Source organism: Eubacterium barkeri, from assembly GCF_900107125.1.
GTDB classification, from domain to species: domain Bacteria; phylum Bacillota; class Clostridia; order Eubacteriales; family Eubacteriaceae; genus Eubacterium_O; species Eubacterium_O barkeri.
Genome location: NZ_FNOU01000025.1, coordinates 1 through 22683 on the forward strand (window position 1 = coordinate 1; position 22683 = coordinate 22683).

20 protein-coding genes are annotated in these 22683 nt (G+C 50.4%); 17 read left to right on the forward strand and 3 right to left on the reverse strand.

The window, feature by feature from the left end:
- The coding region (locus BLU30_RS12185) for a hypothetical protein (RefSeq protein ID WP_176770936.1) at positions 1-456 on the forward strand (456 nt) is incomplete at its 5' end.
- 18 nt (positions 457-474) lie between these two features.
- Here the strand turns inward: BLU30_RS12185 and BLU30_RS12190 are convergent.
- On the reverse strand, positions 475-1377 hold the full coding sequence (locus BLU30_RS12190; RefSeq protein WP_242873583.1) for a DMT family transporter: 903 nt from the start codon (positions 1375-1377) through the stop codon (positions 475-477).
- A gap of 164 nt (positions 1378-1541) precedes the next feature.
- Here BLU30_RS12190 and dnaX point away from each other — a divergent pair, with 164 nt between their 5' ends.
- The 13 genes from dnaX (at position 1542) to BLU30_RS12255 (ending at position 16556) form a co-directional block, all read left to right on the forward strand.
- Positions 1542-3182, forward strand: coding sequence for a DNA polymerase III subunit gamma/tau (gene dnaX / locus BLU30_RS12195; RefSeq protein WP_090246772.1), 1641 nt, complete (start codon positions 1542-1544; stop codon positions 3180-3182).
- A gap of 107 nt (positions 3183-3289) precedes the next feature.
- Positions 3290-3649, forward strand: a complete 360-nt coding sequence (locus tag BLU30_RS12200) for a YbaB/EbfC family nucleoid-associated protein (RefSeq protein ID WP_090246773.1) — start codon at positions 3290-3292, stop codon at positions 3647-3649.
- Positions 3650-4249, forward strand: coding sequence for a recombination mediator RecR (recR, locus tag BLU30_RS12205; protein ID WP_090246774.1), 600 nt, complete (start codon positions 3650-3652; stop codon positions 4247-4249).
- A 21-nt stretch (positions 4250-4270) separates the two neighbouring features.
- Complete coding sequence (ptsP, locus tag BLU30_RS12210) at positions 4271-6001, forward strand: phosphoenolpyruvate--protein phosphotransferase (RefSeq protein WP_090246806.1); 1731 nt, start codon at positions 4271-4273, stop codon at positions 5999-6001.
- A 64-nt stretch (positions 6002-6065) separates the two neighbouring features.
- Entirely contained in the window at positions 6066-6347 is a 282-nt protein-coding gene (locus BLU30_RS12215; protein WP_090246776.1) for an HPr family phosphocarrier protein, read from the forward strand.
- Positions 6348-6425: 78 nt separating this feature from the next.
- The gene (locus BLU30_RS12220) at positions 6426-6851 is read left to right on the forward strand and encodes a YtxH domain-containing protein (RefSeq protein ID WP_090246777.1); all 426 of its coding nucleotides are present in this window, start codon (positions 6426-6428) and stop codon (positions 6849-6851) included.
- 3 nt (positions 6852-6854) lie between these two features.
- On the forward strand, positions 6855-7211 hold the full coding sequence (locus BLU30_RS12225; RefSeq protein ID WP_090246779.1) for a DUF948 domain-containing protein: 357 nt from the start codon (positions 6855-6857) through the stop codon (positions 7209-7211).
- Positions 7212-7412: 201 nt separating this feature from the next.
- Positions 7413-9500, forward strand: coding sequence for an elongation factor G (gene fusA / locus BLU30_RS12230; protein ID WP_090246780.1), 2088 nt, complete (start codon positions 7413-7415; stop codon positions 9498-9500).
- A 154-nt stretch (positions 9501-9654) separates the two neighbouring features.
- A complete protein-coding gene (locus tag BLU30_RS12235) occupies positions 9655-12123 on the forward strand; it encodes a DsrE/DsrF/DrsH-like family protein (RefSeq protein ID WP_090246781.1) in 2469 nt (822 codons plus the stop codon).
- Between the two features lie 156 nt (positions 12124-12279).
- A complete protein-coding gene (locus BLU30_RS12240) occupies positions 12280-12945 on the forward strand; it encodes a Crp/Fnr family transcriptional regulator (protein ID WP_090246783.1) in 666 nt (221 codons plus the stop codon).
- Positions 12946-12998: 53 nt separating this feature from the next.
- Positions 12999-13811, forward strand: coding sequence for a glutamate racemase (gene murI / locus BLU30_RS12245; RefSeq protein ID WP_090246784.1), 813 nt, complete (start codon positions 12999-13001; stop codon positions 13809-13811).
- A 15-nt stretch (positions 13812-13826) separates the two neighbouring features.
- Positions 13827-14831: a tryptophan--tRNA ligase gene (gene trpS, locus BLU30_RS12250; protein ID WP_176770937.1), complete on the forward strand. Its 1005-nt coding sequence runs from the start codon at positions 13827-13829 to the stop codon at positions 14829-14831.
- An 18-nt stretch (positions 14832-14849) separates the two neighbouring features.
- Positions 14850-16556, forward strand: coding sequence for a hypothetical protein (locus tag BLU30_RS12255; protein ID WP_090246787.1), 1707 nt, complete (start codon positions 14850-14852; stop codon positions 16554-16556).
- Between the two features lie 53 nt (positions 16557-16609).
- Here BLU30_RS12255 and rbr read toward each other — a convergent pair whose 3' ends face one another.
- Entirely contained in the window at positions 16610-17209 is a 600-nt protein-coding gene (gene rbr, locus BLU30_RS12260) for a rubrerythrin (RefSeq protein ID WP_090246789.1), read from the reverse strand.
- A gap of 210 nt (positions 17210-17419) precedes the next feature.
- Here rbr and BLU30_RS12265 point away from each other — a divergent pair, with 210 nt between their 5' ends.
- Genes BLU30_RS12265 through BLU30_RS12275 form a run of 3 tightly spaced genes read left to right on the forward strand, consistent with a single transcriptional unit; the run spans position 17420 to position 20706 of the window.
- Positions 17420-18160, forward strand: coding sequence for a polyphosphate polymerase domain-containing protein (locus BLU30_RS12265; protein ID WP_090246791.1), 741 nt, complete (start codon positions 17420-17422; stop codon positions 18158-18160).
- The gene (locus BLU30_RS12270; protein ID WP_090246792.1) at positions 18142-18813 is read left to right on the forward strand and encodes a DUF4956 domain-containing protein; all 672 of its coding nucleotides are present in this window, start codon (positions 18142-18144) and stop codon (positions 18811-18813) included. The genes BLU30_RS12265 and BLU30_RS12270 overlap by 19 nt, the downstream gene beginning before the upstream one ends.
- Positions 18814-18825: 12 nt before the next feature.
- Positions 18826-20706, forward strand: a complete 1881-nt coding sequence (locus tag BLU30_RS12275; RefSeq protein WP_090246794.1) for a carbohydrate-binding domain-containing protein — start codon at positions 18826-18828, stop codon at positions 20704-20706.
- 8 nt (positions 20707-20714) lie between these two features.
- Here the strand turns inward: BLU30_RS12275 and BLU30_RS12280 are convergent, their stop codons facing one another.
- Positions 20715-22580 carry a sensor domain-containing diguanylate cyclase gene (locus BLU30_RS12280; RefSeq protein ID WP_090246796.1) on the reverse strand — a complete coding sequence of 622 codons (1866 nt, stop codon included), beginning with the start codon at positions 22578-22580 and terminating at the stop codon, positions 20715-20717.
- Positions 22581-22683 lie beyond the last annotated feature (103 nt).

A 22683-nucleotide genomic window follows, 5' to 3' on the forward strand; every position in this document is an offset into this window, starting at 1 on the left:
GCCAAAGCGAAGGCAGCAGCAGAAGCCAAGAAAAAGGCCGATGAAGAAGCTAAAGCGAAGGCAGCAGCAGAAGCCAAGAAAAAGGCTGAAGAAGAAGCTAAAGCGAAGGCAGCAGCAGAAGCCAAGAAAAAGGCTGATGAGGAAGCCAAAGCGAAGGCAGCAGCAGAAGCTAAGAAAAAGGCTGACGAAGAAGCTAAAGCGAAGGCGGCGGCAGAAGCTAAGAAAAAGGCTGACGAAGAAGCTAAAGCGAAGGCGGCGGCAGAAGCTAAGAAAAAGGCTGACGAAGAAGCTAAAGCGAAGGCAGCAGCAGAAGCCAAGAAGAAAGCTGAAGCAGAGGCTGCAGCAAAAGCAGAACTAGAAGCGCGAGAAAAAGCTGAGGCGGAAGCCCGGGCAAAAGCTGAAGCGGAAGCTGCTAAGAAAAAGGCAATGAAAGAATTGCCCATGTATCTCCTTTAAAAATCAAAAGATCCGATGCTAAGGCATCGGGTCTTTTTTTATGGTATTTTTTCGTAAAAAAGATAATTTTGTTTCAGAAATAATAATGGCAATAAAAATGATGAAAAAGCCCAGGAATAAACGACCACTCATTTGCTCGCCGTAGAAAAGGACTGAGAACAATACCCCAAAGACGGATTCCAGACTCAGAATGATGGAGGCTGAGGAAGGATTCTCCCATTTCAGGCCAATGTTCTGGAATAAAAGGGCGATGGTGGTGGCGAAAACTCCGAGATAAACCAGCTGATAAAAACAATCCGAGGGAATGACCCCAGGCCAGGTTTCTGTGGTCAAACCGATGATCCAGCAGAAGAGCGCCGCATAGCCGAACTGTAAAATGGTAATCAGTGTCATATCCCGACCAACGCCGAGTTTGGCTACGGCCACAATGTGTAAGGCGTAGAACAATCCGCTGAGTAGGGAAAAGGAATCCCCAAAGGTAATACTAAAGCCCCCGCTTAGGCTGACCAGCCCAATCCCCCCGATGCACAAAAAAGCAGCCAGGATATTATACCCATCCGGTCGACGCTTATCGACAATCCAATATAAAAAAGGAACGATAACGCAGTACACCGCGGTTAAAAAAGCGTTTTTCCCCGGGGTGGTATCCGTGAGACCAAGGGTCTGAATGCCGTAGGCCATGGCAAGGAAAAAACCGATGATAGCACCAATTTTAAGATATTCCCAATTCAGGCTTTTCAGGCGTTTAAAGAAAAATAAGGACAACAGCACGAAGCCGATGGTAAATCGGACGGCCAATAAAAGGCTGGGTGGGAAAACATCCACCACATTTTTCATGACGAAAAAAGAACTGCCCCAGATTAAAGCAGCTGCAAATAAGGTGATTTTAGCATAAATCGAATGTTTGGTTGAAGTTTTCACGTCGACCTCCAGTGTATGATTATTCATTATACCGGATATTTCCCAGGGGGTAAAGCTCTAATACAGGATTGTGCTGAAAGAAATTGCAGAACACAAACTAATACCCCAAAGGGGAGGTGATTATGCTAAAATAGGAATAAACAACTAGAAGATTGGAGGATGCCATGGCCTATCTGGCGCTATATCGTAAATACAGACCGCGGACCTTTGATGCTGTCGTCGGTCAGAACTTTGTCACACAAATACTTAAAAACCAAATCCTCTCCGATCGGGTCGGACACGCTTATCTTTTTACAGGCATCCGGGGAACGGGGAAGACCTCCATTGCGAAAATCTTTGCCCGGGCCATTAACTGCCAGGACAACCAGCATGGGAATCCCTGCAACGTTTGTACCGTTTGTACAGAGATTGAAAAACCTGGCGTGATGGATATCATTGAAATTGATGCGGCCAGCAATCGGGGGGTGGACGAAATCCGGGATATTCGGGATAAGGTAAAATACCCACCTAAAATTGGGCGGTACAAGGTCTACATCATTGATGAGGTTCACATGCTCACCAAAGAAGCCTTTAATGCCCTGCTTAAGACCCTGGAGGAGCCCCCTAGTCACATTGTTTTCATTCTGGCAACCACAGAGCCGAACAAGCTGCCGGCAACGATTCTCTCACGGTGTCAGCGTTATGATATTCGACCAATTTCCCAGGAAATGATTGTGGGGCAAATGGCGACTATTTTAAAGGACCTTGGGGTTGAGATGGAGCCTGGGGCCCTGGAAATCGTTGCTCGCCGGGGGGATCACTCCATGCGGGATGCCCTGAGCATTTTGGATCAGGTCATCGATATCCGGGAGGGAAATGCACCCATATCCCCAGAGCAAGTTCTCAGTTTTTTGGGTCTGACAGACGAGGACACGATCAGTCATCTGGTCGGCGCGATGCTCAAGGAGGATGCCCCCGAAGCTTTGGCCATTTTAGGACAGCTGCGGGAGAAGGGGGCGGATAGTTCATTGCTTATGGGGCAGATAATCGATTGTCTGCGGAATCTGGCGGTGGTCATGGCTGCGGGAAGCCGGGCCGGGGATATCCTGGGCCGGGGTGAGTCCGAAATCCAGGAGATGAAGAGCCAATGCCAGGGGATTCCACCCCAACGTATTTTCGCCATGGTGACCGATTTTATTGAGGATCGTCAGAAGCTGCGCTACAATGATCTGGCGTCTACGGTGCTGGAGATGAGCGTACTCAAGCAATGTGTGCCCATGCCCGTTGTCCCTCGGGTGGCCGTCACGGCATCGGAGCAAAAGCAACAAAGGGTACAGCAGGAAAGACCGCCAGCAGCGGTGACGGAAAGGGTGGCAATGCCCATCGCATCCCAGGAAAGCACCGCTGTGAAAAGGGGACAGGAGGAACGGTCGTCCAAGGAAAACAGGATGGGGAAAGAAGAACCCGCAAAATCGCCCGTATCATCGAATAAGAGAACTTCTGGGTCACTGGATATCGATAGTATCGCCCGTGCCATGCACAATGGCATTAGCCCGTTGCTCCGGGGCATGTTTCTAAAAGGGCGTCTATGTGAAGCTGGGCCGGACGAGCTGGTCCTTCAGTTTATGGCCCCGGATGGAGAGGCTCCTGCGGGTATGCTGGGGGATCAAATTGATTTGCTCCAGAAAATCGCGGAAGGTATTGCGGGGCGTAGGGTACATTTTTCCATTAAAGTGGTGGATAAGGATTATGAAGAAATGACGTTTCTGGAAAAAACCCAGGCGATCCTTGGTGATGAAAAAATTCCTGTAACAGAAATTAATTAAAAAAATTCCTTGATTATCGATTAAAATCAATGAAAGCAGTGATTATTTGGCGGTTTAATGGTATAATTTTGTCCAAATAGATTGTTGTATAAATTAGGAGGAACTGGATGGCAAAAACAAAAAGACGTGCTCCCCGGGGAATGGGCGGACCTAAGCCTGCCGGGAAGAACGATATGATGAAGCAGATTCAGAAAATGCAAGAAGAAATGGCCCGTACCCAGGAGGCCTTAGAAGAAACAGAGATTGAAGGCAGTGCTGGCGGTGGTGCCGTGAAGGTCTTAGTTAAAGGAAGCAAGCTATTGTCCAGTGTCAGCATCGACCCCGATGTCATTGATGAGGATGACGTAGAGATGTTAGAGGATTTGATTGTTGCAGCGGTTAATGACGCCCTGGCAAAGGTGGATGAACTGACTGGCAATGAAATGGGTAAGCTAACCGGAGGGCTGAACATTCCGGGGTTATCCTAAGTGGGACTCTATCCCCAGGCGATCGAACGTTTGGTCATCGAACTGGGAAAGTTGCCGGGGATTGGGGAAAAAACGGCCCAGCGTTTGGCCTTCCATTTAATCGATGCCCCAGAGAGCGATATTACGGGGTTGTCTGAGGCACTGATGGGAGTAAAGGATAAGGTACACCTCTGCCCCAAATGCTTTTCGATCACGGATAAAGCGACTTGTGATATCTGTTCTGATCCAGGAAGAGATCAGCAGACAATTTGTGTGGTACAAAGTACGAAGGACATCTACGCCATTGAAAAAACCAGGGAGTACAAAGGGGTATATCATGTGCTCCACGGGGTCATTTCCCCCCTGGAGGGGATCGGGCCCCAGGATATTAAGGCTCGGGAGCTTATTGAGCGTCTGGCAGCGGATGGGGTTGAGGAGGTGATCATGGCCACTAATCCCACACCAGAGGGTGAAGCAACGGCCATGTATCTGGGAAACCTGATTACGCCTTCCGGGGTAAAGGTCACCCGCCTGGCTAAGGGGATGCCCATTGGTGCAGATGTAGAATATATTGATGAAATAACGCTGATTAAAGCCCTGGAAGGGCGTAAAGAAATATAAATTTGGAGGAACAGTATCGTGATTAAAGAAGGAATAATTGCATCATCCGGTATTGCCATTGCAACGGCATTTGTATACGCCAAGGTCGAGCTCAATATTGAAGAGACAACGGTCACGGATACCGAGGGAGAAATTACCCGCTTGCAAGGGGCTTTGACAGAGTCCAAGGCCCAGTTAGCAGGGATTAAAGAAAAAGCTGCCGCCGATTTGGGGGCAGAAGAAGCAGAAATCTTTGAAGCGCACGCCATGGTATTAGAGGATCCAGAATTTGTGGATAGTATTATCGGTGAGATTAATGGAAACCATTATAGTGCGGTTTATGCCACTAAGGTCGTTACCGATCGCTTCTATGATCTGTTCGATGCCATGGATGATCCCTATTTCAGAGGCCGTGCGGCAGATATCCGGGATGTTGGAACCCGGGTCATGAACAATATCATGGGAGTTGATAATGTGGACATTTCCAGTCTGGATGAAGATACCATTATCATTGCAGAGGACTTAGCACCTTCAGATACGGCTCAGATGGATAAAAAACGGGTGAAGGGTTTTGCTACAGATATTGGAAGCCGGACATCCCATACTGCCATCATGGCCCGGAGTCTGGAAATTCCTGCGGTCCTTGGACTGGGAGACATTACCAGTGCGGTGGGTAACGGCCAGACTGTTATCGTCGATGGGATTCAGGGGAAGGTCATTGTCGATCCCTCAGAAGGGGAATTGGCAGAATACCAGCAGAAGAAGGCCGATTATGAGGCCTACATGGCAGAGCTGAGCCAGCTGAAAGAACAGCCGGCAGAGACCAAGGATGGCCACCGGGTGGAGCTGGTGGGAAACATTGGCTCCCCTGCAGACGTCGAAGGAGTCCTTAATAATGGCGGCGAAGGCGTTGGCCTGTACCGCACCGAGTTCTTGTACATGGACAGTGATGTCATGCCCGATGAAGAAAAGCAATTTGCAGCCTACAAGACCGTTATTGAGTCCTTTAAAGGTGGTGCAGTCATTATCCGAACCCTGGATATCGGTGGGGATAAGAAGTTGCCCTACCTGCCACTGCCGGAAGAAATGAATCCATTTTTAGGACTTCGGGCCATTCGCCTGTGCTTTGAACGGCCAGAAATGTTTAAAACCCAGCTCCGGGCAATTCTCCGGGCATCGGCCTACGGTACGGCAAAGATCATGTTTCCCATGATCTCCGGGATCGGGGAAGTGCGCCAGGCCAAGGGGATACTGGCTGAATGTATGGCTGAGCTGGATGCTGAAGGCATTGCTTATGATAAGGGAATTGGTGTTGGTATCATGGTGGAAATTCCATCAGCAGCGGTGACTGCGGATATTATTGCCAAGGAAGTGGATTTCTTCTCCATTGGAACCAACGACCTTTGCCAGTACACCCTGGCGGTGGACCGCATGAACCAGACGGTCTCTTATCTGTACGATCCCCTCAATCCGGCCATTTTGAGGCTGGTGCGTAAGGTGATTGAAGCATCGGATAGTTATCCTGGTAAATTTACCGGAATGTGCGGAGAAATGGCCGGAGATCCCTATGCGACTTTAGTTCTCCTGGGATTGGGTCTTAACGAGTTCTCCATGAGTGCGCCGTCCATCCCCCAGGTCAAAAAAATTATTCGCAGCGTCAGCTTTGAAACGGCAAAGGAAATTGCCGAAGAAGCCCTGGATTTGGAAACAGGTGAAGAAGTACAGGCCATGATTAAGGCAAAATTAAACGAATTGGATATCAAAATCGTCTAGGAGTAGACGTTGAGGTGGGCAATGGGCCCATCCAGGATATAGTATTTCATAGGGGAGGATAGTTATGGTAAGCAAAGAAGTGACGGTCATTAACCAAACGGGGCTTCATGCCCGGCCTGCATCGCTTTTTGTGCAGACCGCCGGAAAATTTGAGTCGGATATCGATGTGGTTAAGGGGGATCTCCGCATCAATGCCAAAAGTATTATGGGTATCATGTCTGGCGGGATTGCCCAGGGGAGCACCATCAGCATTGAAGCCAATGGCGACGATGAAGGTGAGGCTTTAAAGGCTTTGGTTGATCTGGTGGAATCTGCTTTTGGCGAGATCAAGAAGGATCGGCATTAGGTTTTTCTTGTAATTATATGAGAAATTAAAGGAATACGGCGTATAGTAGATTATATTAAAAATGAGGAGGAAGCTGGAATGAGTTGTAAAACAGGTTATTTCATTGGCGGATTATTCATCGGTACGGTTATTGGAGGCGCTTTGGGAGTACTGATGGCACCAGAATCCGGAGAGAGCACCAGACGTCGGATCAAAGAAGGGGCTCAGGAATCCTTTGGGGATATGTATGACCAGGCAGTGGAATATGGCGAAACACTTAAAGAACAACTCCAGGATGCCAGTGATTCATTGACGGACCGTGTAAACCAGTATAAGACCCAAATTGAAAATAAAATCCAGGAAATCCAGGATGAGGTCAATCAGGATATTGATGAACTCAATGAAGAATTGGCGGCTCTGGATGGGGATGATGAACCAGCAGATGATGCTGAAGAAGCGGAAGGTGAAGCTCCCCAGGCTGAAACGGAAGCGGAAGAAGCAGATGACGATAAGGAAGAGGCATAACCTATGTCCAATACCATCACCCTCAGTTTTACCCTTTGGGAGGTAGCGGTACTCATTATTGCCATTGCTGTTGTCATTGGCACGGTGTATTTGGTCAAGGTATTCAAAAGCCTGGCCATTGCCATGGATACGGCCAATAAGATGATGGAAGAAAACCGTTCGAATGTCAAAATTATTGTGGATAAAACCAGTGATATGGCAGAGACAACAGACTCGATTCTGGAGGATGTCCACGGCACTGTGGATAGTCTGACCAATGAAATTATCACCCCGGTTGTCGATATTGTGGGCAAGGGGGTCAAGGTGATGAGTGGTATCAGCAAGGTCACCGGAAAGAATAAAAAGAAAAAAGCAGCTTAGCTGTTGGAATCACAAAAACAGGGTTCGTACCATTTGTGCGGCCCTGTTTTATTTTCGGCATTTTACATCTGCATTGAAAATGAATCACCTTTACAAAAAAGCATAATAATTCTGGATTAATTGTTTAAAATAGTCTAAAATAGAGACATCACTTAAATATCCCGCATCCTGCGGGATGCAATCTATCAAGGGGGAAATCACATGAAGACTTATCCGACCAAAAACATCAGAAACGTCCTATTGTTAGGACACGGAGGAAGTGGCAAAACCACATTGACCGAAGCGCTGGCGTTTAATGCAGGTGCTGTGGATCGAATGGGCAGAATCGATGAAGGAAATACCCTGGCCGATTTTGATCCTGAAGAAAAGAGGCGGATGTTTTCAATTTCATCGTCCATCGTTCCTGTGGAATATGGTGGACATAAAATCAATCTCATTGATGTTCCAGGCTATTTTGATTTTATTGGTGATGCTTACGCCGCACTCCGGGTGGCGGACGCCGTCGTCATCGTCATTGATGCATTGGCGGGTGTCCAGGTTGGGACCGAAAAAGCCATGGCGCTTTTAGCCCAGGCCGATATTCCGGCCTTTATTGTGGTCAATAAAATGGACCGTGAAAATGCAGAGTTTTCCAAAGTTATGGATGGCCTGAAGGAAGCCTTTGGCAATAAGGTGATCCCTCTGGAGCTGCCCATGGGTGAGGGAGAAGCCATGCGCGGTGTGGTTAACATTGTTGATATGACGGGCTCAGAACGGAAGGATAACCGCTGCTTCGATGTGGAAGTACCGGATGATATGAAGGAAGAGTTGGAGCCTTACCGGGAAATGATCATGGAATCCGTGGCACAGACCAGCGAAGAACTCATGGAAAAATACTTCGAAGGGGAAGAGCTTAACGAAGATGAAATTCACTACGGCATTCGTACCGGGGTATTGGAGGGGGATTTGATCCCGGTCTTATGTACCTCAGCGGTTCAGAATATCGGCGTGGAAACCCTGGAAAATATGATGATCGCCTATTTACCTTCACCGGCAGACAGTGCACCGGCCATTGGGAAGGATCCTAAAGACGAAAAAGAAATCGAACGGATTTGTAATGGGGATGCACCCTTCTCTGCTCAGGTCTTTAAGACTATCGTCGACCCCTTTGTCGGCAAACTGTCCATCTTTAAAGTAATGTCTGGTGTTTTGGAAAACACCACTGAGATTTATAATGCCAATAAGGAACTCAAAGAAAAGGTTGGCCATATTTACGTCCTTCGGGGGAACAAGCAGTTGGATGTTGATGCTCTGCTGGCCGGGGATATTGGTGCTTTCTCAAAACTGGCCCACACGGTCACCGGAGATACCCTGTGTACGCCTAAAGATCCCATTGTCTATCCTCCCATTGACATGCCCAGACCGGTCATTTCCATGGCCCTTGAGGCGAAGAATAAAGCGGACATCGATAAGCTGGCCACTGGCCTTCATCGCTTGAAGGAAGAAGATCCGACCATGGATTCCCACCGGAATAATGAAACGAAGCAGACTCTGCTGTCGGGTTTAGGGGAAATGCATCTGGAGGTTATCTGTAATCGCCTGAAACAAAAATTCGGGGTGGAGGTTGAGCTGAAACCCATGCGTGTGCCTTACCGTGAAACCATCCGTAAAAAAGCGGATGCTGAAGGGAAGCATAAAAAGCAATCCGGTGGATCTGGCCAATTTGGACATGTATATGTCACCTTTGAACCAGGGAACGACCCCAACGATGCCTTTGAATTTGTGGATAAGGTAGTTGGCGGTTCGGTTCCAAGGAACTTTATTCCCGCTGTTGAGAAAGGCTTGGCCGATTGTATGGTGGAGGGTGTGCTGGCGGGCTACCCTGTAACTGGCGTCAGGGCAACCCTGTATGATGGCTCCTATCACGCCGTGGACTCCGATGAAATGTCCTTTAAAATGGCCGCAACCCTGGCCTATCGCAAGGGCATGAAGGATGCGGTTCCAGTGCTGCTAGAACCCATCTACAAGCTGACCATTACGGTGCCGGAAGCCTACATGGGCGACATTATGGGAGACCTTAATAAAAAGCGGGGACGGATTATGGGGATGGAACCCATTGATGGCGGCAAGCAGGTCATTACGGCAGAGGCACCCTTGGCAGAAATGTTTAAGTATGCCACAGAGCTGCGCTCCATGACCCAGGCCCGGGGGGAATTCGAAATGGAATTCGTCCGCTACGAAGAAGCTCCTTCCATGGTTTCCGATAAGGTCGTGGCAGAAGCTCAGGCGGCCAAGGAAGCGAAGAAATAAAAAAGCGTGCTAAGAGGAAGCCGGTGTCCTTCGGGATGCCGGCTTTTTTCGTGGAATCAAGGTGGAAGGAATTGTACTTTGGTGATAATATCACAGAAAATTATAGGGACAGGCGGTATAATGGAAAAAAAGTGAGTAAACGGAGGATATCATCATGGGGAAACGCATTATTATCGTGGGGGGCGTGGCAGGCGGTGCCAGTGCAGCCGCCCGGCTGCGCCGTCTGGACGAGGAAGCTGAAATTACAATTTACGAACGGGGCGAGTATATTTCTTACGCCAATTGCGGGCTGCCCTATCATCTGGGGGATGTGATTGCCTCCCGGGATGCCCTGCTCTTAAACACCCCCGAGGGAATGGAGAAGAAATACAATGTGTCCGTGCAGGTACGCCATGAGGTGGTGGCCATTCATCGGGAAGCCCACACAGTGGAGGTAAAGGATTTGGAAACCGGGGTGACGACCACTGTCCCCTATGACAAATTGGTGCTGGCCACTGGGTCATCCCCCATTGTACCCCCCCTGCCGGGCATCGATCATCCCAAAATCATGCCCCTGTGGACCGTGCCGGATATGGATCGGATCAAAGCTCTCCTGGGGGCAGGCGGTGCTGGAGAAATGGTCGTAGTGGGCGGCGGCTTTATTGGGCTCGAGGTCGCAGAGAACCTTCGGGAAGCCGGTGTCACCGTACACTTAGTAGAAAAGCTGAACCAGGTGATGGCCCCCCTGGATTTGGAAATGGCTAGGCTTGTTCAGGGCGAGCTGGTGGCGAAGGGTGTGGATCTACACCTGGGCATGGGCGTCACCGGATTTGAGGATATGGACGAAAAAGTCAAGGTCTTACTGGAGGATGGCACCCACATTGCCGCAGATGGCGTGGTTTTAGCCATTGGGGTGCGCCCCAATAACCAGCTGGCCGTGGATGCGGAACTGGCAGTGGGACCCCGGGGTGGGATTATCACCGACGGGGCGATGGTCACCACGGACCCGGATATCTACGCCCTGGGAGACGCCGTCGAGGTGGTGGACCGGGTGGATGGCTCCAAGGGGATGATCCCCCTGGCTGGCCCGGCCAATAAGCAGGGGCGGATTGTCGCCGATAATTTGGCCGGGGAGAAAAGTGAGTACGCCGGAAGCTTGGGGACTGCGGTGGCCAAGGTCTTCGATTTAACCGCAGCCTCTACCGGTCATAACGAAAAACGCTTGATGGCCGATGGCCTGGTGAAGGGAAAGGATTATGAGACCATCATCATCACCCAGAATAGCCATGCCGGGTACTATCCCGGGGCCACGCCGTTGACCCTTAAGCTGCTCTTCGCCCGCCCCGAGGGACGGATTCTGGGCGCACAAATTGTTGGTCGGGATGGTGTGGACAAACGCATTGACACCATTTCGGTGGTCCTGGGGCTGGGGGGAAGCATTGGGGATCTCACCCGCATCGAGACCGCCTACGCACCGCCCTATTCCTCTGCCAAGGATCCGGTGAATATGGCGGGCTTTGTGGCTGAAAATGTGCTGACCGGGCGGGTCGCTTTTGCCCCCTGGGACAGTTTAGAAACTCACCCGGAATATACCGTGTTAGACGTTCGGGAGGATGCCGAGTGTATGGTTAGTGCCATTCCCGGGGCCATTCACATTCCCCTGGGCCAGCTCCGGGATCGACTTGGGGAACTGGGGAAGGATCGGTCAGCCCCGGTGGTGGTGTTCTGTGCCATCGGTGTCCGGGGTTACAATGCTGCCCGTATTTTAGCCGGCCATGGCTTCACCCAGGCATTGGTCTATCCCGGTGGCATGAAATTTTATCGTGCCACCCATTATGAAGCCCTGGGAGAACCCCAGACAACAGTACCCACAGGAGGTCAATCCATGTCTTACCCAAACCAATCCAAAGCAGCCTGTATTCGGATTAATTGCAGCGGTCTTCAATGTCCTGGGCCCATTATGAAGGTTTTTGAAGCCATGGGTGAAATGGCGGATGGGGATACTTTAGAGGTTCAGGCCTCGGACCCTGGCTTTACCCAGGATATTGCCGCCTGGTGTCGGCGGACGGGGAATACCCTGTTGGAAACCGGTGAAAGTGGTGGCGGTTATACGGCCCTTTTGCAAAAGGGAACAGCAGGAAAGCCAGTGGTGAAGGCCGATGCCCTTGGCGCCGTAGAGGGTAAGACCATGGTGGTGTTCAGTGGAGACCTGGATAAGGTGCTGGCCAGCTTCATCATCGCCAATGGTGCCGCAGCCATGGGCCGCCCGGTGACCATGTTCTTTACCTTTTGGGGACTTAATGCTCTGCGCAAGCCCCATAAACAGGCGGTTAAAAAATCCATGATGGAAAAAATGTTCGGCGTGATGATGCCCCGGGGTGCCCAAAAGCTTAAGCTTTCTAAAATGAATATGCTGGGCATGGGGACGGCCATGATGAAGAAGATCATGAAGGATAAAAATGTGGATTCCCTGGAGACTCTGATGAAAAAGGCCATGGACAATGGGGTGAAGCTGGTGGCCTGTACCATGAGTATGGATGTCATGGGCATTAAGAAGGAGGAGCTCATCGACGGGATTACCTACGCCGGTGTGGGTGCCTACCTGGGCGATGCTGAAGAATCCAACGTCAACTTGTTTGTATAGGGGTCGATTAAAATGGAATATGTCTATCTTACCCGCGCCATTCCCTTTGTCGTAAGACCTGCTTACCGCAGGTCTTTTTGTATTGACTTCTTTTCTGGGGACGGTATAATGAAAATATTGAAATGCGGAAGTACGGATTTGTAGAGGAGGTGGCCCATGGGGCAATTATGTGAGGATTTTCCCATTTGGGATGAGCTGACGGAAGGGGAGCAATCGGTGTTGACGTCTGCTGCGGTGCATCGGCTGGTCCCTGGGGGCACCCTGATCCACGACGGCGGAGAGGAATGCCTGGGGCTTTTAGTGGTGTCCGCGGGGTGGCTGCGGGCCTTTATTATGTCCGAGGAAGGACGGGAGATCACGTTGTATCGCCTGGGCCCTGGGGAAATCTGCCTGTTTACAGGGTCCTGCATGCTCAAGGAAATGCAATTCGACATTGCCATTGAGGCCGGGGAGGACAGTGCCTATTGGGTGATTCCGGCTCCGGTTTACAAAGACCTCATGGAGCATTCCACCACCCTGGCGCTGTACACCAACCGCCTCATGGCAGAGCGTTTTTCAGAGGTCATGTGGCTCATGGAGCAGGTATTGTTCAGACGCTTTGATGTTCGCTTAGCCACGTTTTTACTCTCGGAGTACCAGCGGTCAGGAACTGCCCGTCTGCCCCTGACCCACGATCAAATTGCCAGGCATCTGGGTACCGCCCGGGAGGTGGTCACGCGGATGCTTAAAAACTTCCAGCAGGAGGGGTGGGTTAAGCTTTCCCGGGGGAGCGTGGACATCATCGATGGGGAAGGACTGCGGTCTTTATGTGCCACCCCTTGACCCCGGTCACCCGCAATTGATATAATAGACCGGTCTTTAGTAAGGAGGTCATTATGACCAATCAAAGCCCCATTGGGCTCATCGACTCTGGCATCGGCGGATTTACGGTTCTTCGGGAGCTGCAACAGCGCCTTCCGGGAGAAAACCTCATTTACCTGGGGGATTCCCTGCGGATGCCCTATGGCGAGCTGGATAATGCCGCCATTATCGAATATGCCAATAGTGATATCCGTTTCCTGGAGGAACGGGGGGTAAAGGCCATCCTATTGGCCTGTAATACCATCTCTTCCCTGATGGAACAGCTCACCGCCAATGTTCCCTTGTTTTCCATTGTGGAAGCAGGATGCCTGGCCACTATGGAAACCTGTAAAACCGGGGAGGTTGGACTCATCGCTACCCGGGCAACGGTCAATAATGGGGCTTACCCCCGGGTGCTGCGCCAGCTGACGGATCAGGTCGTCTTCGTTCAGCAGGGGACAAAAACCCTGGCCTCAGTTATTAATAATTATCCCGAGGAGATTGAGCTCCTCAGAACCCATATTCATCTGGCCATTGATCCTCTCATTGAGGAACGGGATATCCATGTGTTGCTTTTGGGGTGTACCCACTTTCCCATTGTTCGAGAGACCATCGAGGAATTATACCCCCAATTTACCATCATCAATCCGGCCATCAAGGAAATTGATATTTTGAGGGAGAAGCTTACCGCTCAGGATGCCTTTAGTGGAATGGATGATGGTGGAAAAACCGAAATCTACACCACTGGGACCCAGGCAGATTATGAAATATTTTGCGATATGGTAGACTATTTAGATATTCGGTGTCACAGCCTGAATCAGGCCGTGCTGGATATTGATAAAGCTTAGGAGAAAAGAAAGATTATGGAAGATCAAAAGAAAATTGTGTACTCGGCCATCCAGCCCTCGGGTATGTTCACCATTGGGAATTATTTTGGGGCCATGAAAAATTGGGTTCCCATGCAGAATGACAATGACTGCTTGTTCTGTCTGGCAGACCTTCACGCCATCACGGTTCCCCAGGTGCCGGCGGACCTGCGCCGCCGGACATACGAATGTATGGCACTGCTTATGGCCATCGGTATTGATCCCGAAAAAAGTATTTTATACGTCCAGTCCCAGGTGCCGGCCCACACCGAACTTACCTGGATTTTAAATTGCTCGGCCTATATGGGTGAGCTGTCCCGGATGACTCAGTTTAAGGATAAGTCCAAGAAGCAGGGGAACAACATTCGGGTGGGGCTATTCGATTATCCTGTGCTCATGGCGGCGGATATTTTGCTGTACCAAACAGATCTGGTGCCCGTGGGCAGTGACCAAAAGCAGCATGTGGAGCTGGCCCGGGATATTGCCGAGCGGTTTAATGGCCAGTATTCCCCAACCTTTAAGGTTCCGGAGCCCTGGTTTGGGGAAGCCGGAGCCCGGGTGATGAGTCTCCAGGACCCGGGGCGTAAAATGTCTAAATCCGACGAAAACGTCAATGGCTTTGTATCCATGCTGGACGATCCGGATACCATTATCCGTAAGTTCAAACGGGCAGTGACGGATTCTGAAACCGTCATTCGCTATGATCGGGAAAACAAGGCTGGGGTATCCAACCTCATGGAAATCTACGGCTGTGCCACGGGCCAGACCCTGGAAGAAGTCCGTGCGGCCTTTGAAGGAAAGGGCTATGGTGATTTTAAAAAAGCGGTTGGGGAAGCGGTGGCCGATGCCATTCATCCCATCCAGGCAGAATACCATCGCCTGTTATCCGACAAGGGCGCGTTGGAATCCATTATGAAGCACGGTGCTGAACAGGCCGGACGTATCGCTGGAAAGACCCTGTCCAAGGTTCGACGTAAGGTCGGCTTTGTTACGGTGAAATAGAATGATCCAGGAGATGCCATGAAGGGCGATTGGAGGGCGATGGGAAAGCCTTGGCTGGCGGCAATCATCGGAGTGGCCTTACTGACTGTTTTACGGTTGGTATTAGCCCAGAAAATGCCCTTGGTGATGCAGGGAGAAACCAGTCATGATGATTTCTTAATGGTGCGCTATGCGGCGTACCTGGCCGCCGGGCAATGGATGGGTCCCTTTACCCTGATGGTCTGCGTTAAGGGTCTTTCCTTCCCCTTATTTTTGGCGGTGAATTATCTGGTGGGAATGCCCTACGCCCTCACCCTGGCCTTGTGTAATGTGGGGGCAGCTGCCTTCTTTGTCCATGCGCTAAAGCCCTGGGTGAAAAATGGATACGGGCAGCTGGCCCTCTATCTCTTTTTAATCTACTCCCCGGTTACCTATGACACCCAGATTTCCGGGATGGTATATCGCAATGCCATTTTGGCGCCAGCCCTCCTTTTAGTACTGGGCTGTGCCGTTGGACTGTACATCCGCTGCGGGCATTCTAGCCGGAGACTCTTGGCCTGGAGCCTGGGACTGGGGGGATCCTTCGCCTTTTTCTGGAACATCCGGGAGGATACCATCTGGCTATTGCCCTTTGTGGTGGTGGCCCTTGGGATTACTGGAATCACCATTTGGAGGGCCGAAGGGTGTGCAGGAAAGAAAAAGCTTGGGCTTCTCCTCCTCCCGCTGCTGTGCCTGGGAATGGTGCAGGTTGGCCAGGGCATGATTAATAAGGTGATCTATGGGGAATACATGATTAATAACCGGACCGGAACAGCCTTTGGAGAAATGATTACCCAACTCATTCATGTGGATGATGGTCAGGAGGATGTGGCGGTGTGGATCTCCAAGGATATGCTAAAGCAGGCCTACGCCGTTAGCCCCACTTTAAAGGAAATGTCCGGTGCCATTGACGAAGCCCTGGAAGCCTGGGGAAGCACCCCGGAGGATCGAGGCATTGCAGGGGACATTACGGTCTGGGCTCTCCGGGACGGTCTGTACCGGGGTGGTGCCTTTGCGGATGCGACCACTTTGGAAAAAACCTGTAGCCAGATTAATGCCGAGCTGTCTGCAGCCTACGCCGACGGCCGGATTCAAAAGCGAAGTAGTTTCTATATTTCCGGTGCAGCCCGGGGGATGACGGCAGAGGATGTCCCCCTTTTGGTCGGGAATTTTAAAAATGGCTTTTTGGATATTATCAGCTATGCCCAATACGCCTGTACGCTGTTGCCCTCTACAGGTCCAATGGAGCGGATTCGTGCCATGGAGGTCATCACGAATAACCTGGCGTTTTATCCTGAGGCCAGTTTTAATCCTGAGGAAAATATTGGGGCCACCATCCAGGGCGAGGTTGGAGGCCTGAGCCAGAAGATCTTTTCTGGGGTGGGCAGCCTTTATAAGGTCAGTGGAACGGCCCTGGCACTGCTTGCTGGTGTGGCCTGGGTGGTCATGTTGGGACAGGTCATCCGGGGGATCAGGCATCAGCAGCTTGAGGATTTACCGATCCTATTGGTGATCACCGGACTCTTTCTCAGCAGTTTAGTTCTACTGGCCGGGGTGGTCTGGTTTACCTCCTGGATGGTGGGAGACTATCCCTATAATATTTATAACTATACCTCCCCAGCCTGCACGCTGATGCAGGTGGTGGAATTTTTAGGCATATACTGGCTGGGAGGACAACTGAAGAAAAAATGGGTCAAGGCCCATTAAAAAAAGCCATGGAAACGTTATGGGTTTCCATGGCTTTTTGAATGCATTAAATTTTAGTAGGCTTCTACAAATAATTGGAAATAATCCTGGGGATGCTTGCAGGCAGGGCAAAGCTGGGGTGCAGAATCGCCTTCGTGGATGTAGCCACAGTTGCCGCATTTCCATTTGGTGGGGCTGACACGGGTGAATACCCGGCCTTCCTTAATGTTTTCCGCTAATTTGCGATAACGGGTTTCGTGGGCCATTTCAGCCACACAAACGTGAATGAAGGTGCTGGCAATGTCATCAAAGCCTTCCAACTTTGCAATGGCGGCAAAGGCAGGGTATAATTTTGCCCATTCTTCGTTTTCGCCTTCGGCAGCATGAATCAGATTGTCATAAGTGGAATCTGACAGTGCAACCGGATAACCAGCGTCGATGTTGACTTCAACACAGCCACCGTCTTCTGCTTCAGAGGCGACGATATATTTGTAGAACATTTCACCATGTTCTTTTTCATTGGCTGCGGTTTCCAGGAAAATTTCCTGCATTTGGACATAACCTTCTTTTTTAGCTTTTGATGCGAAGAAGGTGTAACGGTTGCGTGCTTGTGATTCACCGGCAAATGCCTTCATCAAATTTTCCAGAGTCTTTGTACCTTTTAATCTACCCATTGTAATCCTCCCTTACTTATTAAAATCAATATTTATATTATACGTCTTTCTACTAAAAAAAGAAAGTAAGATTTAGAATAAATATAAGGTATAGTAAGGTAGATTTAAGTAAAAAACAGGTAAAATTCACGAAAACATCAAATTCTAATCAAAGAGCCCACACATTTTCTCCGTAAAATAAGGTTATACCATTGATTGGAGGAATGACTTATGACAAAGGCATTACAACCCGGATGTGTTTTTGAGCGGGTTGAAAAAAAGTATTTATTATCGGAAGGGCAGTATCGGGAATTGGTGAGGAGACTAAAGCCCCATATGCAAGTGGATGATTATGGTCTGCACACCATTTGTAATCTATACTACGATACACCAGGGAATGAGATGGTCCGGAGGTCCATTGAAGGTCCGAAGTATAAAGAAAAAATCCGCCTGCGCAGCTACGGTGTGCCGGGACCGGAGGATACTGTTTTTTTAGAAATTAAAAAGAAATGGCGAAAAGTGGTCTATAAACGCCGGATTCCCCTGACGCTGACCCAGGCCGGTGCTTTTATGGCTGGTGGACCCTTGCCCCAGGTGGCGCCAGAGGATCAACAGATCCTCCGGGAGCTGGACTATTGTCGCCGTTTTTATCATCCAATACCCAAGGTGTTTATCGCCTATGACCGCATCGCCTGTTTTGGCCATGAGGACCCGGAGCTGCGCCTGACCTTTGACCATGGCATCCGAAGCCGGGAGGATGATTTGTGGCTGGGGTTGGGGGACTATGGCAAGCCTTTACTGAAAAAAGATCAATTTTTGCTGGAAATTAAGGTTGAGGGGGCGCTGCCTCTGTGGCTGGTGGACATTTTATCGGAGCTGGCCATTTACTCCACCTCCTTTTCAAAGGTAGGGAATATTTATAAAGCCGCCCATGGAATAGAAGGGAGAACACCATGTTTACGAGTATCATAAATACGACCACCGGGGTGACCATCGGCAGTGCCCTCGTCTGCACGGCAGCGGCGGTGGTCCTGGGCGTTCTCATCGCTCTGGTCCACATGAAGACGGGGAGCTATACCCGCAGTTTTGTACTGACCCTGGCGGTGATGCCGGTGCTGGTCCAGATGGTCATTATGATGGCCAGTGGCAATCTGGGAACCTCCGTCGCGGTGCTGGGGACCTTTAGCCTGGTCCGTTTTCGATCTGTGCCCGGCAGTGCCCGGGAGATTGCCAGTATATTCTACGCCATGGCTGTGGGCCTGGCCATGGGTATGGGGCAAGTGCTTTTTGGCATCATCATGGCCATCATCGTAGGGGCGGTGATCCTGGGGTTGAATTTTATTCCTTCGTCCAAAGGCCGCAGCCTGGAAAAAAGGCTGACAATCCTCATTCCAGAGAATTTGGATTATACGGATATCTTTGAGGATATCTTTAATCAGTATTTGAAGAAGACGGAGCTCCAGTCGGTGAAAACCACCAATCTGGGCAGTATGTATGAATTAGAATATGTGGTCGTGCTGCAGTCGGCTGATATTGAGAAGGAAATGATTGATGCCATTCGTTGTCGAAATGGCAACTTAACGGTGATTTGCGGGCGGGGACAGACCATTTCCACCACCCTGTAGGAGAGAAATATCATGATCAAGAATAAAAAATACAGCTTCTTCTGGAGTATCGCACTGTTTATCACTATGGCGGCAATCCTTTTATTTTTCGGATGCGCCAAGGAAAGGGCAGAAACGACCAACTCAAGCATTGCTGGTGATAACGCCTATACGGATTGGCGAAGTGGCACCTATACCACCATTGCCTTAGATGGCAGTACGGCCACGGTAAAGGGAGAGGGTGCCGCCGTTAACGGGGGCGTGGTCACCATTAGCAGTGCTGGGACCTACGTGGTATCCGGCAGCATTAGCGATGGCAGCTTGGTGGTGGATTCCAGCACCGATGGTACGGTACGGATGGTCTTAAACGGGACGGAAATCACCAGTGCAACCACTGCACCCATTTATGTGAAGAACGCCGGAAAAGCCATAATTTCACTGGAGCCCGGTACCACCAATACCCTAACGGACAGCAGTACTTACATCCATACAGACGCTGCCAACCAGGAGCCAGATGCCACCATTTTCTCCAAGGATGACTTGGTGTTCAACGGAACCGGCACCCTGAAGGTCACCGGAAATGCCGGGGATGCCATAAAAGGCAAGGATGATTTGCTGATTGTGGAGGGGACCTTTGACATTACTGCTGCAGATGATGGCATCACCGGGAAGGATCTTACCCAGATTGATGGCGGCACCTTTACCATCAAAGCCGGTGGAGATGGTATTAAAGCCACCAACGACACTGACACCACCAAGGGGGCTGTTACCTTAAACGGGGGGACTTATACCATTACCACAGGGGCCGATGGGGTCCAGGCCGTCACTGACCTGACAGTGGGCGGCGGAACCTATACCATCACCACCGGGGGCGGCAGTGCCAATGCCCTGACGAAAACTGATACCCAAATGCGCCCCGGGGTATCCCAGTCTACCTCAGATACTGATACCTCGGATACCGGGAGCTACAAGGGCCTGAAGTCCACGGGCCAGGTTATGGTGGGCGGCGGGACCTTTATGCTGGACACCAAGGACGATGCCCTACATGCCAATAACACCATTACCATTAATGGCGGGGAGCTGACCGCCGCTTCCGGAGACGATGGGATCCACGCCGATACCACCCTCACCATTAATGACGGCACCATCAATATCACCAAATCCTATGAGGGTTTGGAAAGTGCCGATGTGACCATCGCTGGCGGGTCCATCAATGTGGTGGCCAGTGATGACGGCATCAACGTGGCCGGGGGAGATGGCAGCAGCACCTCAGAGGAACGGCCAGGGGCTGGGAATTTCAACAAAACCGGGGGGAGTAATCTGCTGACCATCACTGGTGGGACGACCACTGTCAATGCCGGAGGGGATGGCCTGGATGCCAATGGCTCCATTGCCATCAGTGGCGGCATTACCCTGGTGGATGGCCCCACGGACAACGGCAACGGCGCCCTGGATTACGACGGGACTTGTGAGGTTACCGGGGGTGTGCTCATTACCGCCGGAAGTTCCGGTATGGCCCAATTCCCATCAGATGGCTCCACTGTAGGGACTGTTGCCATGACCTTTAGCAGCACCCAGGCAGCAGGGACCTTAGTCAATATCAGTGATGCATCGGGAAAAAGCATTGTGAGTTATACCCCCAGTAAGGCCTTTAGTGCCATTGGCATCAGTGTGCCGGATCTGGCCACAGGGGGGAATTATATCCTGTCCAAAGGAGGAAGTGATGCTGGTAGTGCCACCGGGGCCCTGGTTCAAGGGGGCAGCTATTCCGGGGGGACTGCTGTTGTGTCCTTTACCTTAAGCAGTACCCGCACTGGCCTCAATGAATCCGGCCCCACCACCATTACGAATGGTATGGGCGGTGGGGCGCCAGGTGGCCAGGGCCCCGGGCAGGGTGGCCCTGGCGGGAGATAAAACACGCTTTAGTTCGATTTAAGGGTCTCGTCATAAAAGACATACGTGGCTTTTCCCTCATGCTTTGCCTCATAAAGAGCGATATCTGCAGCTTTATACAGCTGTGAAAAATGGGTGCCATCAGTGGGATAGAGGGCGATGCCAAGGCTGCAGGAGACCTGCTCGGTGCCGGAAGCATTGGATGGCAGGGCTGCGATACGGGTACAGATTTTCTCTGCAATGGGAAGAATGTCTTCGCAGGTACGGATGTCCTTGACAAGGGCAATGAATTCATCGCCCCCCAGACGCCCGGTAATATCCGAGGACCGTAAACAGTCCATTAGGGTAGCGGCTACCGATTGGAGAACCACATCTCCGCGATCATGGCCGTAGGTGTCATTGATGTGTTTAAAGTCATCTAAGTCCAGGAGCATCAGGGCATGGTATTGTGTATCGCTGGATTGTTCAAAGACATCCGATACCATGCGCAGGAAGCCCTGACGGTTAAAGGCCTGGGTCAGGCCATCCTTATAGGCCTTGGAATTCAGATCCAAAAGTTCCCGTTTTTCTTTATCAATATTGTTCATTCGCCCAATAATACGTTGGGGAACATTATGATCGTCAAAAAGAGTAATGAATTCAAAGTCCATCCAGGTAGGATTTCCCTTGTCGTCCAATAATCGGAAAGAAGTATTGTAGTGGGGGGTTCCTAATTTCATGTTGCGACCGATATTTAAAAAAGCATCCATGTCATCGGACTCAACAATGGCTTGAGGGGTGGAGAAGAAATCAATGGTTGTGGCCTCGGGGGCGCGATGGAATACCGTTTCAAATTGATCGTTAAAGCGGAAGGCACCCGTCTTGGGATCGGCTTCAAAAAGAATGGTTTCGGATAGATTGCTAATCAGTCGGTATTGTTCTTCCTTCATGGCCAGCTTCATCCGATCGTCCTCAAGCTCCCGACGTGTCTGAATCTCTCGATGTAGAAAAAAAAGCACAAGAAGGGTTGCTGCAACGGTGATGATACCCAAGAGAATATAAAGAATTGGCTGGAAGGAAAAGGCAGCCGTTGCCAAATCTTCTTTTGGGATGAGGGTAAAGAAAACCCAATTGTTAATGGTCATGGGAACATAAGAAAGATAAGCGGAAGAGCCATCGTATTTACAATCCAGGGTGTTGCCCACGCGGGCTGCCATATCGGCTGTCAATTGTGCCTGATTATCCTTGGTAAGGGTGATGTCTGACACGGAAGCGAGCTGATAATGTGTCTCGGTGCTGAGGTTGGTCACTAAGGTGAGATCCTGGGTGCAGATAAAAGCCGTTCCATCTACATTTTGACCAGAAATATTGAAGGCCTGTCCAAAAGCATCCATGGAAAAGCTGGCAAAGAGGACATTGGGGCCGATGGCATCACTTTGTACAGGCACTGAAATAATAATCCGGGGCTCCTGGGAAATTCGGGAACTGGGAATCAGCTCAATGGCCTCTTTTCCGGAAATACTTTGTTTGAAATAGCTGCGATCAGCGATATTGGTGGTTTCACTCCGGGCGAACAGGGCATCCCCAGAGGCATTGGCAAAACCCACGGAAGTAAAATCTCCGGTATCCCGGATAGAGGCCATCATACCCTTTAAGGTATCTTCGTCATTTAAAGTCTCAGGATGATGACGAAGATAGTCTGATAGGGAGCGAAGCATATAATAGCGGCCGCTGAGTCGGGCCTCTACAATGGAAAGACTCTGATAGGATTCCTTGCTCAAATCGGTTTTGATGGCAGTTTCGGTACTGTTTGTTGCACGATTAATCAGAACGATTTGAGTGATGAGAATAAATAAAATGAAGAGTACAGAGATAAATTTTGCCGTGTAATTTTTACAAGATCGGTTGAAGGTCATGGGTAATAGACATCCTTTCCCCGAAGAGGCCGATGGGCATCTGGGGTTTTTACTTCATTATAGACGCTTTTACGAAAGAATACAATCGTAATATCCTTTGGAT